The sequence below is a fragment of the Niastella koreensis GR20-10 genome (assembly GCF_000246855.1).
In the GTDB taxonomy this organism is placed as follows: domain Bacteria; phylum Bacteroidota; class Bacteroidia; order Chitinophagales; family Chitinophagaceae; genus Niastella; species Niastella koreensis.
The window spans coordinates 4,106,531-4,121,377 of the sequence record NC_016609.1 but is presented as its reverse complement, the minus strand read 5'-3'; the positions used below and the strand labels follow the sequence as shown (position 1 = coordinate 4,121,377).

The following is a 14,847-nucleotide window of genomic DNA, read 5'->3' as shown; positions in this document are numbered from 1 at the left end:
TATAACCACAAATAATGAAACACATGGTATATTGCCTTAAAGCGGTTTTTGTATTATTGGGCATCACGTTGTTATCGTGCGGTAAAAGTAATGACAATCCACCTGCGGGCGGCCCGGTTGCACCGCAGCAGGTATCGTATACGGCGAACGACGCCACTTCTGCGTACAATGATTTCAATAAGTATTTATTCGATCCCAACAGAAAGATCTACTACCGGGCTTCGGATAAAAGTGGCATAGGCGCTATCTGGACCCAGGCCATTTATTTCGATATGGCGATGAATGCCTGGAAGCGTACGCAGGATGCCAGATACAGGCAACTGATAGAAGATATTTATGACGGAAATGCCGGGCAATACAACAATTATAACTGGCGGGACGACTCTAAATGGTTTATCTGGGACGATATGATGTGGTGGATCATTGCATTGGGAAGAGGGTATGAAACAACAGGCGAGCAAAAATTCCTGGACCATGCGAAAGAAGGATTCAACTTCGTGTGGAATGGCGATGCGGCGATGGGCAGAAAAGGTTCGCATGATTCAACCGGCGGTATGGAGTGGGACTGGCACCAGCGCGGGAAAACCGCCTGCATTAATTTCCCCACCATTATCGGCGCCATGACTTTGTATAATATTACAAAGGACCCGGATTATGTTGCCAAAGCAAAGGAAGTATATGGTTGGGCAAGAGCCAATTTGTTTGATGCAACTAATGGGCGCGTGGCCGATCATAAGGTCGACAACAACCCCACCAACTGGACGCTGCACACTTATAACCAGGCCAGTTTTATCGGCGCCGCGGTGATGCTGTATAATCAAACCAAAGATGTTGCCTATTTAAACGATGCGGTGCTGGCAGCCGGTTATACCCAAAAATATATGTGCGATGCAAATGGCATCTTATCTTTTGAAACCGGCGAAGAACAGGGCGTGTACAATGCGATCCTGGCGCAGTATATGATCCGGCTCATTGAAGACGGCAATAAACCTGGTTACCTGGCCTGGCTGCGGAAAAATATCAATACCGCATATGGCAACAGGAGTAGTACTTCTGGCTTAATGGGAAAAGATTATAAATCCACACCAACTGCAGGGGCGCCTGTTTCCTGTTACGATGCCTGCAGCATTCCTGCCCTGATGCAGGTAATACCACCGGAAAAATAGCTATTGTTTGTATTTGTATAAACGCCCTGTAAACATTGATTTACAGGGCGTTTCTGTTTTGATTACTGTCTATGTTTTATATGGTTTTTTGAAAAATATGTCCGAAATCTTTTCTGTAAGATGAATTATTATAATATTTAACCGTCGTTAGAACACTTAACTGACCCGATTAACGCCCATGATTCGCCACCGCTTAAGGCCACTGTTATTCATTTTATGTTGCTTGTTGCTGGGACTGACCTCAAAAGGGCAGCCTCTCACAAAGGGCTATAGTATCACCAATTACAACAGCGATAATGCCCTCCCGCAGAACAGTATCAATAGCATGGCCTTTGATAAAAATGGATTTCTTTGGCTTGCCACCAAATGGGGTATCCTGCGGTTTGATGGTAAAAACTTCAGGGAATATAACCCGGAGAACAGTGCGGCTTTACTGTGGAATGAATATTCCCTGCCACAAACAGAGCCTGGTACAGACCGGCTATTTTTTAAACCGGTTTTTGACACCGCCCATATTTTGACGCTTACAGATGATTATCAAATCGTGACGGATCCTGTTCGTTCCGTTATGCCCCATCGCCAGTTCGTTACATCCAATAACCACCTGTTTTTTTATAATAATATTTACAGGAAATATGGCATTGCCTATAAACAACTGTTTGATAAACTGGTTACCAGCTATGCACCCATTACGGTGAATGAACAGCAGGCTTACTTTTATGACGCCGGTGTTTGTTACTTTCTCGATGAAACCACGGGCAGCATGAAGGAGCTGCGCGAAATTACCGGCCATAAGCTGAAGCTTCAATTTATAACAGACGGGTTTTATTTTTTTATAGATGATCAATATCGCGCATATGCATACAAAAACGGGATATTACAAAGCAATATCACATATGCTGCCAACCTGGGTTTGTTTTTCAGAAGGGCTGCCGCTGTAAACCCCGATCCGGTTCAGGCTTCTTTAAAAACAAGGAGAGATGGCCGCCACACGCTCATGCTATGCAATGATACCATCCTGCAGCTTCGAATGGTCTATAATGTTTTAGACTATAAAATACTGGCAGCTGATATTCCTGTAAAAGATATTAAATGCATGATCTATGACGAAGGTTACCAGGCGCTTTACATAGGTACCATTACAAACGGGTTGTATGTGTTGAAGCTGCATGAATTTGAACGTCTTTTTTTTAACGATACCAGGTTTATTGCCAATAGCCAATCTTTGCAGATTGAATTGCCAGGCTCCCGCATCCTCACTCCAACCGGCATCCTCAACTATTCCAATACCGGTCATGTTCTTTTCCCAGATACACACAGTTTCGGCAAACAGGCATGGCTGCAGGCGGCTGACGGGTCCATCTGGCTATCAGAATTTGATTCCTTAAAAAGAACCGACATTCATCTTACCTCTTTTGAAACCCTGAAACCACTGGGACATTATCTTACCGGAATTATTGAACGGGATAATAAAGATATCATCTACAGCAATAAGCACCAGGTATTCAGGCGGCACGGAACAGCAGATACTATTTTACTGAATGAGAGCGACCTTATGCAAACAGAGGTTCAAACGTTGAAGGAAGTGAGTCCAAATAATTTATGGATTGGGACTTCAGCAGGTTTATTTACTTATGATTTATCGGGCTCCCGCGAAGGCGCGGGATTGCGCCCGGTTGGTGGCCTTGAAAAAGCGGCTATACAGACTATCTACGTAGCAAAGGACAGCAGTATCTGGATAGGCACCTACGGGCAGGGCATTTATAAATTTTATAAGGATCGTTTCATCAAGATGCCCATGGACTCCAGGAAGAGCCTTGTTACCGCTCATTGTTTCATGGAAGACCGGCAGGGTTATTTCTGGATACCCACCAACAGGGGATTGTTCAGGGTGGCAAAAAAGGAATTGGATAATTATGCTGCCGGCCGGCAGCAGCAGGTGTATTATTACTATGTAGATAAATCGTATGGATTTAGTACCAATGAATTTAATGGCAGGTGTACGCCCTGTGGTATTGTAACAAGGGATAATTTTTTTTCGTTGCCATCGCTGGATGGGCTGGTTCGTTTTAATCCCGATAGCGTACACATCATTTTGCCCGATAACCCAATTTTTGTGGATCTTTTACAGGCAAACGATAAAAGACTGCCAGTGAAAAATAAACTGGAGTTAACAAGGGATTCCAATCAGCTGGTCTTTGAAATTTCAACTCCTTATTTCGGCAACAGGTTCAACTTACACCTTGAATATACTATAAAGGGATTGAACGATAATTGGTATCCTGTGCCTGATGACGGGAAACTCATTCTTACAAACCTGAACAGCGGCAATTACGCGCTTTCAGTGAGAAGCCAGAATCCGGATGCGCGCTATACCTATAGTACATTCCATTTAACCATACTTCCTTACTGGTATGAACAGGTGTGGTTCAAATGCCTGTTGGGCGGGCTGGCAATAGGCGCATTTTTATTGTTTTTCAGGTTGCGGTATAATTACCAGGTAAAAAGGGCGCAATTGCTGCAGCAAATGGTAGATGAAAGAACCGGGCAATTATCCGAGAGCAATAAGGTAAAAGAGTTAATGATCTCTGCCATCCTGCATGATCTAAGGTCGCCGCTTCGGTTCCTGCATATTTTAGCCCGGCGAATGTACAATAAGCATAAAACATCAGAAGATAAGGAACTATCGAATCTCTTGTCTCAATTCGATAATGCAACCAATGAAATATATGATTTTACCCAGGGCTTTTTTGTGTTTACCAATATGCAAAAAGAGGGGTTTGTCATTCACCGGCAAGACGTAGTGCTGCGGGAAATTGTCAGTGAAATTATCTCTTTATGTGAAGTGGGCGCTCATATTCAAAAAAATACTTTTAACAACCTGGTACCGTCATCTATTACACTTAATACAGATGCCAGCCTGTTAAACCTGGTGCTGAGAAACCTGGCCGACAATGCCAATAAATACACCTGTGGAGGATTTATAACAATTGAAGCCGTCACGGATGAATTCACTACCAGGATCATTATTACCGATGCCGGCGATACCATGGACAGGGAACTGGTAACACGTATTCTTGATAAAAGTTATAATCCTTCTCAACACGGCATGGGGTGGGGGTACAAGATCATTATTGAAATCCTGGCCAGGTTACAGGGCACACTCAACATAGTTCCGGGCGATGACCGTGGAAATATAATAACCATAACTTTTGAAAATAACAGCTAGCGTATGAAAAAATTTTTACTGGCAGATGATCACCATGTAGTAAGATCCGGACTTGGCCTTATAATAAAAGAGGAGTTCTCAGATGCGGAAATAGATGAATGCAGCAATGGCGATTGTGTATGGAATAAAGTTCAGGGTACAGAATACGACCTGGTTGTTTTGGATATAACGATGCCTGCGACTGATTCAATTCGCCTGTTGAAAAACATATTTACCCTTAGGCCCAACCAGAAAGTGATGATTTTTACAGTGAGCCAGGTGGGTGTTTATGCCAAAAAATACCTGGCCCTGGGCGTAAAAGGATTTATCAATAAGGAAGCTGAGCCATCAGAGATCAGGCTTGGTATTGCGGCCATCCTGAGCAATAGAAGGTATTTGGGGTCTGATATGAAGCATATACTAACCCTGGAGGATATAGATAACCAGGCAAGCTCTCCATTTGATCAACTTACCGGCAGGGAGCTTGAGGTCATGAATCACCTGGTGGATGGAAAAAATGTTTCGGAAATTGCCGAACTCCTCTCCCTGCATATTTCAACCATTAGTACGCATAAGGCTAATGTTATGCAGAAATTAGATGTTTCGAATGTTGTTGAACTCATCAAAACGGTACAGCTGTTCAATCAATAAGTAGCAGGACAAATTTTTTATAATGATAAAAGGCAGTCTTAAATTAATTTTTTAAGACTGCCTTTTCTATTTCCGGCGGCATTACAACCACTACATGGATATAAAATTGAAGTAATGTTATAGAGGTGGTGTACAACTTACAATTAATAATTTATCTATATCCAAGTAATACTATGAAACAGTTTCCGGGAACTGTTCATTTTTACACGTCTATGATCTGTAACCCATAACAAAAATCCGTTACCTGATAATCTAATATCCTGAAAAAATGAAACGTAAACCCTTACCCTTAATTATTTTATTGATTATTGCACATTGGTGTAATTATGTATGGGCAGAAACCAGCTTCGATCCTGTATTGCTGATTAGCAATAACCCATCGAGCTGTAATGGTTCCGAAGGATCAATTTCATTCAGCGGACTGCAGCCCAACACAACGTACCAGGTAACCTATAATGATGATGGCGTAGCAACAGGTCCTGTAACTATTACATCAACTGGTACAGGGCAGTTAACCATCACGGGATTGAATGCCGGTATTTATAATAACTTTATTTTTGATTTTAACGGCAGTATAAAAGAGGTATTAACAGGTGTCGTCTTGTCGAATCCGATAGCTGTTCCTCTTTTCACTTCTTTTGCTTCCATTTGTCAGGGCACTACACCACTTGCCTTGCCGGCAACATCCAATAATGGTATAAATGGCACCTGGAGTTCAACGGTTATTAATAACCAGGCTTCGGGCACCTATACCTTTACCCCCGCAGCCGGTACCTGTGGTATACCAGTTTCCCTAAGCGTTACTGTAATACCAAAAGTGACAGCCGCCTTTTCGTTTGGAAAATCCCTTACGATCTGCCGAAACGGTACCGTGCCGGCGCTACCCGGTACATCTGCCAATGGCATTACGGGCACATGGACGCCGGCTGTGGTTGATCCTACTCAATCCGGCACCTATGTTTTTACCGCAACCGGACCCGGATGCGTAGAAGGCACAACCTTTAACGTTACTGTGAACCCGAATATCGTACCCACTTTTCCTTTCGGCACAAGCGCTTCTATCTGTGAAGGCGCTACGGTTGTAACTTTGCCTGCCAGTTCATCCAATGGAATAACAGGTACCTGGAGCCCTGCGGTGGTGAGTAACACCACCAGCGGAACCTATATGTTTACACCCGATAACGGTCAATGTGCTACAACAACCACATACACAGTCACCGTTAATCCAAATAGCACACCGACATTCAATGCCGTAGCGCCGATCTGTGCGGGAACCAGTTTATCAGCGCTGCCAACTGTTTCCAACAACGGCATTACCGGTTCGTGGTCACCTGCATTGAATAATACCGCCACTACCACGTATACGTTTACGCCATCAGCAGGCGTGTGTGCCACCACCACCACATTGACTATTACCGTAAACCAGAAAGTAACGCCAACGTTCCCGGCAGTGGCGCCCATCTGTTCCGGCGGAACGCTGAACCCCCTGCCCACCGCTTCCAATGAGGGAATCACAGGCACGTGGTCACCGGCATTGAATAATACAGCCACTACTACGTATACGTTTACGCCAACTGCCGGTCAGTGCGCGAACACCACCACATTGACTATAACCGTAAACCAGAAAGTAACGCCAACGTTCCCGGCAGTGGCGCCCATCTGTACCGGCGCTACGCTGGCAGCCCTGCCCACGACCTCCAATGAGAGTATCACCGGCACGTGGTCACCGGCATTGAATAATACAGCCACTACCACGTATACGTTTACGCCAACTGCCGGTCAGTGCGCAAACACCACCACATTGACTATAACCGTAAACCAGAAAGTAACGCCAACGTTCCCGGCAGTGGCGCCCATCTGTACCGGCGCTACGCTGAATCCCCTGCCCACCACCTCCAATGAGAGCATCACAGGCACCTGGTCTCCGGCCCTGAATAATACAGCAACTACCACCTATACATTCACACCGGCACCAGGTCAGTGCGCGAACACAGCAACTTTAACGATCACGGTAAATCCAAATGTAACGCCTACGTTCACCCCTGTGGCGCCCATCTGTTCCGGCACATCGCTGGCTGCTTTGCCCACTACATTCAATAGTATCACGGGTACCTGGTCTCCGGCATTGAATAATACCGCCACTACCACGTATACGTTTACGCCATCAGCAGGCGTGTGTGCTACCACCACCACATTGACCATAACCGTAAATCAGAAAGTAACGCCAACGTTCCCGGCAGTGGCGCCCATCTGTTCCGGCGGAACGCTGAACCCCCTGTCCACCACCTCCAATGAGGGCATCACCGGCACGTGGTCACCGGCCTTGAATAATACCGCCACTACCACGTATACGTTTACGCCAACTGCGGGTCAGTGCGCGAACACCACCACATTGACTATAACCGTAAACCAGAAGGTAACGCCTACGTTCCCGGCAGTGGCGCCCATCTGTACCGGCGCTACGCTGGCAGCCCTGCCCACGACCTCCAATGAGGGCATCACAGGCACGTGGTCACCGGCCCTGAGTAACACCGCCACTACCACGTATACGTTTACGCCAACTGCCGGTCAGTGCGCAAACACCACCACATTGACTATTACCGTAAACCAGAAAGTAACGCCAACGTTCCCGGCAGTGGCGCCCATCTGTTCCGGCGGAACGCTGAATCCCCTGCCCACCACCTCCAATGAGAGCATCACAGGCACCTGGTCACCGGCCCTGAATAATACAGCAACTACCACCTATACATTCACTCCGGCACCAGGTCAGTGCGCGAATACAACAACTTTAACGATCACCGTCAATCCAAATGTAACGCCTACGTTTACTCCTGTGGCGCCCATCTGTTCCGGCACATCGCTGGCCGCTTTGCCCACCACATTCAATAATAGTATCACGGGTACCTGGTCACCAGCCCTGAATAATACAGCCACTACCACGTATACGTTTACGCCATCGGCGGGTCAGTGTGCCACCACCTCCACAATGACTATAACGGTTAACCCAAATATAACGCCCACGTTCACGGCTGTAGCGCCAATATGTTCAGGCGACAAGCTGGCGCCCCTGCCCACAACATCCGACAATGGCATCTCCGGCACGTGGTCTCCGGCCTTGAATAATACAGTTACTACTACGTATACGTTTACGCCAACCGCCGGCCAGTGCGCCACCTCCACAACATTAACTATTACAGTAAACCAGAAAGTAACGCCTTCGTTCCCTGCGGTGGCGCCAATTTGTACAGGAGCGGCCATGCAGGCATTGCCCTTATCATCTACCAATGCTAAAACTATTACAGGCATCTGGTCGCCTGCATTGAACAATACAACAACTACCACTTATACATTTACTCCTGATACAGGGCAGTGTGCCAATGCATCGGCCTTAACCATCCAGGTTTATCCCAAGCCAGCTGTTATTAGTATAATGAGAGATACCACTGTATATGACGGTACTGTTGTGGCGTCCTATAATTTTTCAGTGAACGATCCGGCGGGCACCATAAAATGGAATAATTCAAACCCTGCAATTGGCCTGGCTGCTTCGGGCAGCGGCTCAATCCCATCTTTTAGGGCAACCAATATGACCGATACGGCTTTTAAAGCAATCATTACTACGGTCCCCTTCACAAACGGTTGTGCCGGCGTAGTTCAATCATTTAAGATAACGGTGCTTCCTTTGGCCAAAGATGTTTTTGTACCCAATGTATTTTCTCCGGATGGCGATGGAAGGAATGATCAGCTTTTTATTTATGGAAATTATATCGCTTCTGTTGAGATGCAAATTTACAATCAGTGGGGTCAACACCTTATAACACTTAGTAGTACGAATCAGGGATGGGATGGTAAATACAAGGGCAACGCTCAGCCTGTGGGCGTTTATTTGTATGTGCTCAGGGCTGTATTGAAGGATGGGAGGAATGTTAGAATGAAAGGTTCTATTACACTTATTCGATAAAAAACAATATCCTGAATATGAAGAACAAACACATCAACCGATATGGCCGGTTGGCGGCCTGTTTGTTAATGATAACTGCTGTTAAAGCAGTTGCCCAAACAGATCCGCATTTTACGCAGAATTATACATATCCCCTGTATATCAATCCTGCGCTTGCAGGCAGCGCCGATGGCGATTACAGGGCATCTGCCATTTTTCGCAGTCAGTGGGGCAGCCTTAGTAGTCCGTATCGCACTATTGGGGTTTCATTTGATACACGTACCAATAAAAATGCCGGACTGGGTATAAACGTTTTTAACCAGTCTGCCGGTGATGGAGGGTTTAACTACCTTACTTTATCCGGTTCTTATGCCTACACCGGGGTTAAATTCGGAAAAGATTTTAACCAGCGTGTTGTTATGGCCCTCCAGGGCGGTATTATAAGCCGACGGGTCAATCCCTCAAAATTCAAATGGGGCGACCAATGGAATCCTATCACCGGTTACCAGGAAAGTAACCCCACTACTCAAACGTTTTCCAGAACGTCTTCCCTTGTTCCCGATATAGGAGCTGGTATACTTTATTTTGATGCTTCTCCTGAAAAGAAATGTAATTTATTCGGTGGCTTTTCGGCCTATCATTTAAACAGGCCCAAAGATCCAATCGTCACTGACCATAATACAGACCTCAACAGGATCCCTGTCCGCTATTCCATGCATGCCGGGGTAAGTTTTAATTTATCATCAAATGTCAGAATAATTCCGCATGTGCTGTATATGCGCCAGGGTACTGCATACGAAGCAATGGCTGGTTTTTACGGGCAGATAAATGTAGATGAAGAGACTGATTTTATGCTGGGCGGATATTACCGCGTTCATGATGCCATAGCCCCTTATGTAGGTATTGATTATAAGAATTTTGTTGTCGGGTTAAGCTACGACGCGAATGCTTCGGGATTAAGGCCTTTGACGAAGAACGTAAACAGTTTTGAGCTCTCCCTTTCTTATATAAAACGGTCGGGCACAAAGAGTATTGTAGATTTTGTTCGTTGTGCAAGGCTTTAAAATCCGGGTTGAAGCGGTTTTAGAAATTAAACATTTGAGTATTTAATCATGAGTACATTTTTACAATTTAAGTTTAGACCTTTAGCCGGCAGATTTGTTGGTTTACTGGTTGCCGGCATATGTTGGCTGCCGTTACGAAGTCAACAGGTTGTGCATAAAAGCCCGTTACAATTAGCCGATCAGTATTTCGAGGCCGGTGAATATTATACGGCTGCCTATTTGTATGAGCAATATCTGAAAACATCAGAGCGGAATATAAACGCACGTACATTTACAACCTATGCTAAAAAAGGCACCGCTGCAGAAGGTGTTCAAAACAGACCCCGGGCGGGCATTCTTTATAAAGAGGCAGAAAGCTACCGGCTTGCCCATTATTGGATAAAAGCCGACTCGGCGTACAAAAAGTGTACTGATAATAATGATGCCTTATATTGGAGTGCTGTATGTGAACGCAGCCTGGAAAATTATGATGCGGCGGAAGAAAATTTACGCAAATATTTAAGCACTGCCGGAACAAACGGCCAGTTTAAAGACGCGGCTGAAAAAGAATTGCAAACGTTGCAATACATACGCAGTCAATTGGCGGCGTCCGGGGCCGGCCAGGTAACCAGCTCAAAAATAAAGACACCCGGCAGCTTTGAAAAAGGTGCTTTTGCAGTAAGGGCGGTAAGCAGCAACAGGTACCTGGTAAGCAGTACAAAAACCGACACGGCCAAAGTGAGAGGGGGAAATCCGCATACAAGCCGGATGTTTTTTGGTACGTTGAAAAACGATAGTCTCGACCAGCTGACTCCCGTTGTTTTACCGGTTGCCGGAATCGCAGATAACCAGGGGGTGGCCAGCTTTACTGCCGACGGTAATCGGATTTATTTTACTCAATGGAAAAAGGATAAGGGCCGCATAGTTTCTAATATTTATTACATCGTTAAACATGGCGATAGTGGATGGACCAGGCCGGTTTTATTGCCCGGGGTTAATATCGACGGGTATAGCAGCAAGCAGCCATTTTGCTCAGCGGATGGAATATATTTATATTATGCTTCAGACCGTCCCGGCGGATCAGGTGGATTCGATATCTGGTATGCGCAGATATATGAAGATGGAAGTGCCGGCAGCTCTGTTAATGCGGGCCCGGGAATAAATACAGCCGGTGATGAGCAGGCGCCGTTTTACCATACCAGCAGCGGTGCGATGGTGTTTGCTACCAACGGACGCCCGGGCATGGGCGGGTACGACCTTTTTTGGGTGAGGGGTAGTGATAAGGCATGGGGAGAACCGCGCAATATGGGTTATCCAATTAATTCATCAAGAGATGATATTTACTTTTTTGCTCCTGAAGATTCAGCACTATTGGCAAGGGCCATTGTTGGTTCGGACAGGGGCACCGGCTGTTGCCTTGAAAATTATCTTATTAAAAGATCATCCGCGAACAAACGGTTAACCGGGCTGGTACGTGATCATAAGGACAATGCCCCCGTTGCTGATGCTACTATTGTGTTAACAGACCCATCTGGCAAAACCTGGACAACCAAAACGGATGACAAAGGCAGCTATTTGTTTGATACCATCCATAATGATTATTCCAAATACCGGATCTCTGTTACCAAACAATATTATAAAGATACCGCTGATGTCGTGAAAATTAATGATACTGCTGAAGTGAGTCTGTTCACCGACCAGTTGGCCAACACAGATATGTACATTGATAAAAGAATCATTTTAAGTGTAGAGAATGTAGTTATTGTATATTTCGATTTTGACAAGAGCAAGCTGAAATCAGAGGCTGAGAACAAGCTCGATTCGGTTTGCCTTGTACTGGCGCAGTTCCCTTCCGCAACCATCCAGATCTCGGCCTATACAGATGGCAAAGGCACCGAGGAATACAATAAGAAGCTTTCTGACCGGCGTGCAAGGTCATGTGCCCGGTATTTCATTCACAAAGGAATAAAAGCCAGTCGCATTACTTTTGAATCATTCGGAGCCTGTTGTCCGCTTGAACTGGAATTAATCGATGGCCGCGATAATCCTGATGGCCGCAGTCGTAACAGAAGGGCGTTGATCAATATAACGAAGGGATAACTGCTGGTAACATTTTGTAATATTCAGGATATTACATCCTGGTTAAATCGGATTTGAGTTTAACCAGTTTTCCCAACAATGCGGTAGCAGGCACCGGGAGATCGCCTGCAGCCCGGGCAATGGCAAAGTTCAGGGTGTCTATTTCTGTTTCTCTTTTAGATGTTGCCCCGGCGCTTTGATGGTTGTCTTAATTGTATCTTGCATGGATGAAAATGCTTGCCACCCTCTGTTTACTGAAATGTTTGCCTTAATTGTCATGAAGCGACAGATTTAATTTAGGTAACCTGTCATTTCTCTATCTTTATAAGGCCTATAAAATACCTGAAAGTGGACAATGCATATTTAGCAGATTCATTACAACAAGCTACACCATCACAACTACAACAGGCTGCAGCTTATAACCACATTGAGTTGTTTGCATTAAATGCCAGGGCCCAAAACGGCGAGGTAATAACAAACAATGGATTAACCTGGACCTTCAATCCCGGGCAAAAGAATGGCAATGTAGGATTTCCTGAATTGAATAGCGAGGATGCCGGTGCGCAATTGGATGAAATGATGCACTGGTATCGCGCGCATGCGGCTGTTGGGGTTGGTTGCTGGTCACTCTCGCCCTCACAACCGGCAGACCTGGGCGTTCGACTGCTGGCCCGTGGCTTTCAACCCGGCTGGCAGCCCTGCTGGATGGCGCTGGACCTGGATACTATCATTACCGGTTACCCTAAACCGGGAAACCTGCAGGTGCAGGCTGACAATAACACCAATACCAGCCAGGTAAAAGACCTGCCTTATGCCGGCGACAATGGCGCCGTATCTGACGCTTTGATGAAACGCTATCCCGACCGCGCGCAACGGTTTATTGCCAGAATGGATGGTGAAATTGTTGGCCACAGTTGTGTATTGCTTACTACAGGCCCTTATGGGGTTGCCGGCTTATACAATGTTGGGGTAATACCTAAAGCGAGGAATAAAGGTGTAGGCAAGGCCGTGGTTACTGCCGCTTGTTTATTTGCCAAACAGCAGGGCTACAAATATGCAATTTTGAATGGTACCGGGCGGCGTATGTATAATCAGGTTGGATTTGAATGGGTGGGGGATGGATTAACGTGGTGGCTGATGGCCGATAATTATATAACACATCCGCCGTCACCGGAATTGATATCCTTGGCAGAAGCCGTAGGCCGTGGCGACATAAATAGTATCAATACCCTGAGCCGGCAGGTCACAGCAGAGCAACTGAATACTCCATTAGCCAACCGGATGACGCTGATGCAACTGGCCACACACTGTAAACAGGCTGCAGCTGCAGAGCACCTGGCAACGTTGGGCATTCCATTGGGCGTACTGGATGCCTGGGACCTGGGCTGGAAAGAACGCGCTGCTGCCTTGTTAGCTGCAGAACCGGACCAGGTAAACGCACGCTATGGTGAACACAACGCAACCTTGTTACACATAGCAGCAGAAAGGAATGATGTGGCGCTGGCGCAACTGGCGTTAACAGCACATCCTGACCTCTCCATAAAAGACAGTACCTGGAATGCACCAGCCCTGGGCTGGGCGTATCACATGGAAAGGCTGGAAATCGTAGCGCTTATTAAAGGTTACCAATCATCTTAGATCATCAGTGCCGCCGGAGAGCACCCGGATGTGTTTTATTTCGCTGATTTGTATAATGGGCTGAATATTTGTGTAATTTTTAAAATCACTGATAATGGCATCCCTGTTTTGTGCTATGGCTTTATTATATTCGGTAACATCAGTGATGTAAAAATAGCCTACAGCCACATAAGGAGCTTTGTCATTGGGTGTTCTGCCTGATATGCCTTTGTCGATTTCATAAAATTTCAAATTTTTACCTATAAAACCAGCTACCATCGGCATGTGTTTCTTTTCATAATAGTCCATGTCAAAGGTTTTGTCATCCCCATTAGGATAAAGTATTGTCACTTTAAACATGCCGGCTTCCGGTGCAGGGGAGTGTTTCTGTTGAGCGGTTACGCAATTAGTAAGACCTGTAAAGGCGAGGATCAGCAAAACGAATCTTAGTTTGGTGGCCATAATTATTGGGTTTAATTCAGGTAAATGTGGCGAAACTTTTTCGTTTATACCTGGTAAACTCACATATTTTGAATTGCTATCTATTTTTTATTAAGTTTTTGAGTAGTATGCAAATAAAAAGGGCTGTCTCAAGTTACCTTGAAACAGCCCTTTACCAACAACAATTATTTTACTTGATACAGGGGGTAAATGATTGCACAAATTCTGTGTTTACGTTATTTCCACCGCATTTACCCGGAACCCAGGTGCCTGATTTAAGATAAACGCGTATTACTTCCTTTTCATTGGCGTTCAGGTCTTTTACTTCCGTAGTGCCATGTATGGCCACCGCTTTCCTGATCGCTCCTGCAGAGTCAACAATCATTTTAATTTTGACATTGCAATCTACATTAGCATCGAGGTTCGCTTCGTTGAGATTTTTGTTTACGAACCGGCCCCATGCATCTGCGCCGCCTGGATATTCCGGGTCTTTTTCCACACCGGTATATACAGTTAATTTAAGCGCAGCATCATAATAGGTAGTGCATCCGTAAGCTGGTTGGGGATCATGCGCTGTTTTGGTTGACGGACCGGACCCTACTGAAGAAAAAAAAGATAACAAAAGGGTAAAATAAGTGATCGTGCTCATAAGGAAAATTAGATTTACGGCAATTTTTTTAGAAAGCCGCGCTAATATATAGT

General features: G+C 45.5%; 9 protein-coding genes. 7 read left to right on the top strand and 2 right to left on the bottom strand.

Going from position 1 to position 14,847, the window contains the following annotated elements:
• Positions 1 to 14: 14 nt before the first annotated feature.
• The 7 genes from NIAKO_RS15930 (at position 15) to NIAKO_RS15900 (ending at position 13,725) form a co-directional block, all read left to right on the top strand.
• A complete protein-coding gene (locus tag NIAKO_RS15930) occupies positions 15 to 1,166 on the top strand; it encodes a glycoside hydrolase family 76 protein (protein ID WP_041346820.1) in 1,152 nt (383 codons plus the stop codon).
• Positions 1,167 to 1,389: 223 nt separating this feature from the next.
• Positions 1,390 to 4,395, top strand: coding sequence for a ligand-binding sensor domain-containing protein (locus NIAKO_RS15925; RefSeq protein WP_165761255.1), 3,006 nt, complete (start codon positions 1,390 to 1,392; stop codon positions 4,393 to 4,395).
• A gap of 3 nt (positions 4,396 to 4,398) precedes the next feature.
• A complete protein-coding gene (locus NIAKO_RS15920; RefSeq protein WP_014219478.1) occupies positions 4,399 to 5,025 on the top strand; it encodes a response regulator in 627 nt (208 codons plus the stop codon).
• Positions 5,026 to 5,293: 268 nt separating this feature from the next.
• A complete protein-coding gene (locus NIAKO_RS15915) occupies positions 5,294 to 8,986 on the top strand; it encodes a T9SS type B sorting domain-containing protein (RefSeq protein ID WP_014219477.1) in 3,693 nt (1,230 codons plus the stop codon).
• Positions 8,987 to 9,003: 17 nt separating this feature from the next.
• Positions 9,004 to 10,029: a PorP/SprF family type IX secretion system membrane protein gene (locus NIAKO_RS15910; RefSeq protein ID WP_014219476.1), complete on the top strand. Its 1,026-nt coding sequence runs from the start codon at positions 9,004 to 9,006 to the stop codon at positions 10,027 to 10,029.
• A gap of 150 nt (positions 10,030 to 10,179) precedes the next feature.
• The gene (locus NIAKO_RS15905; RefSeq protein ID WP_242675455.1) at positions 10,180 to 12,108 is read left to right on the top strand and encodes an OmpA family protein; all 1,929 of its coding nucleotides are present in this window, start codon (positions 10,180 to 10,182) and stop codon (positions 12,106 to 12,108) included.
• A 327-nt stretch (positions 12,109 to 12,435) separates the two neighbouring features.
• Positions 12,436 to 13,725, top strand: coding sequence for a GNAT family N-acetyltransferase (locus tag NIAKO_RS15900; RefSeq protein WP_014219474.1), 1,290 nt, complete (start codon positions 12,436 to 12,438; stop codon positions 13,723 to 13,725).
• Here the strand turns inward: NIAKO_RS15900 and NIAKO_RS15895 are convergent.
• Positions 13,717 to 14,166 (bottom strand): EthD family reductase, encoded by a 450-nt coding sequence (locus NIAKO_RS15895; protein WP_014219473.1) that lies wholly within the window; start codon positions 14,164 to 14,166, stop codon positions 13,717 to 13,719. The two genes, NIAKO_RS15900 and NIAKO_RS15895, sit on opposite strands and share 9 nt — an antisense overlap.
• Before the next feature lie 169 nt (positions 14,167 to 14,335).
• Positions 14,336 to 14,794, bottom strand: coding sequence for a nitrogenase component 1 family protein (locus NIAKO_RS15890; RefSeq protein WP_014219472.1), 459 nt, complete (start codon positions 14,792 to 14,794; stop codon positions 14,336 to 14,338).
• Positions 14,795 to 14,847: the final 53 nt, after the last annotated feature.

Excerpts from the sequence above, each read along its gene's own strand:
- NIAKO_RS15895 (WP_014219473.1), bottom strand. The coding sequence starts at position 14,166 with ATGGCCACCAAACTAAGATTCGTTTTGCTGATCCTCGCCTTTACAGGT.
- NIAKO_RS15930 (WP_041346820.1), top strand. The coding sequence starts at position 15 with ATGAAACACATGGTATATTGCCTTAAAGCGGTTTTTGTATTATTGGGC.
- NIAKO_RS15920 (WP_014219478.1), top strand. The coding sequence starts at position 4,399 with ATGAAAAAATTTTTACTGGCAGATGATCACCATGTAGTAAGATCCGGA.
- NIAKO_RS15890 (WP_014219472.1), bottom strand. The coding sequence starts at position 14,794 with ATGAGCACGATCACTTATTTTACCCTTTTGTTATCTTTTTTTTCTTCA.
- NIAKO_RS15915 (WP_014219477.1), top strand. The coding sequence starts at position 5,294 with ATGAAACGTAAACCCTTACCCTTAATTATTTTATTGATTATTGCACAT.
- NIAKO_RS15910 (WP_014219476.1), top strand. The coding sequence starts at position 9,004 with ATGAAGAACAAACACATCAACCGATATGGCCGGTTGGCGGCCTGTTTG.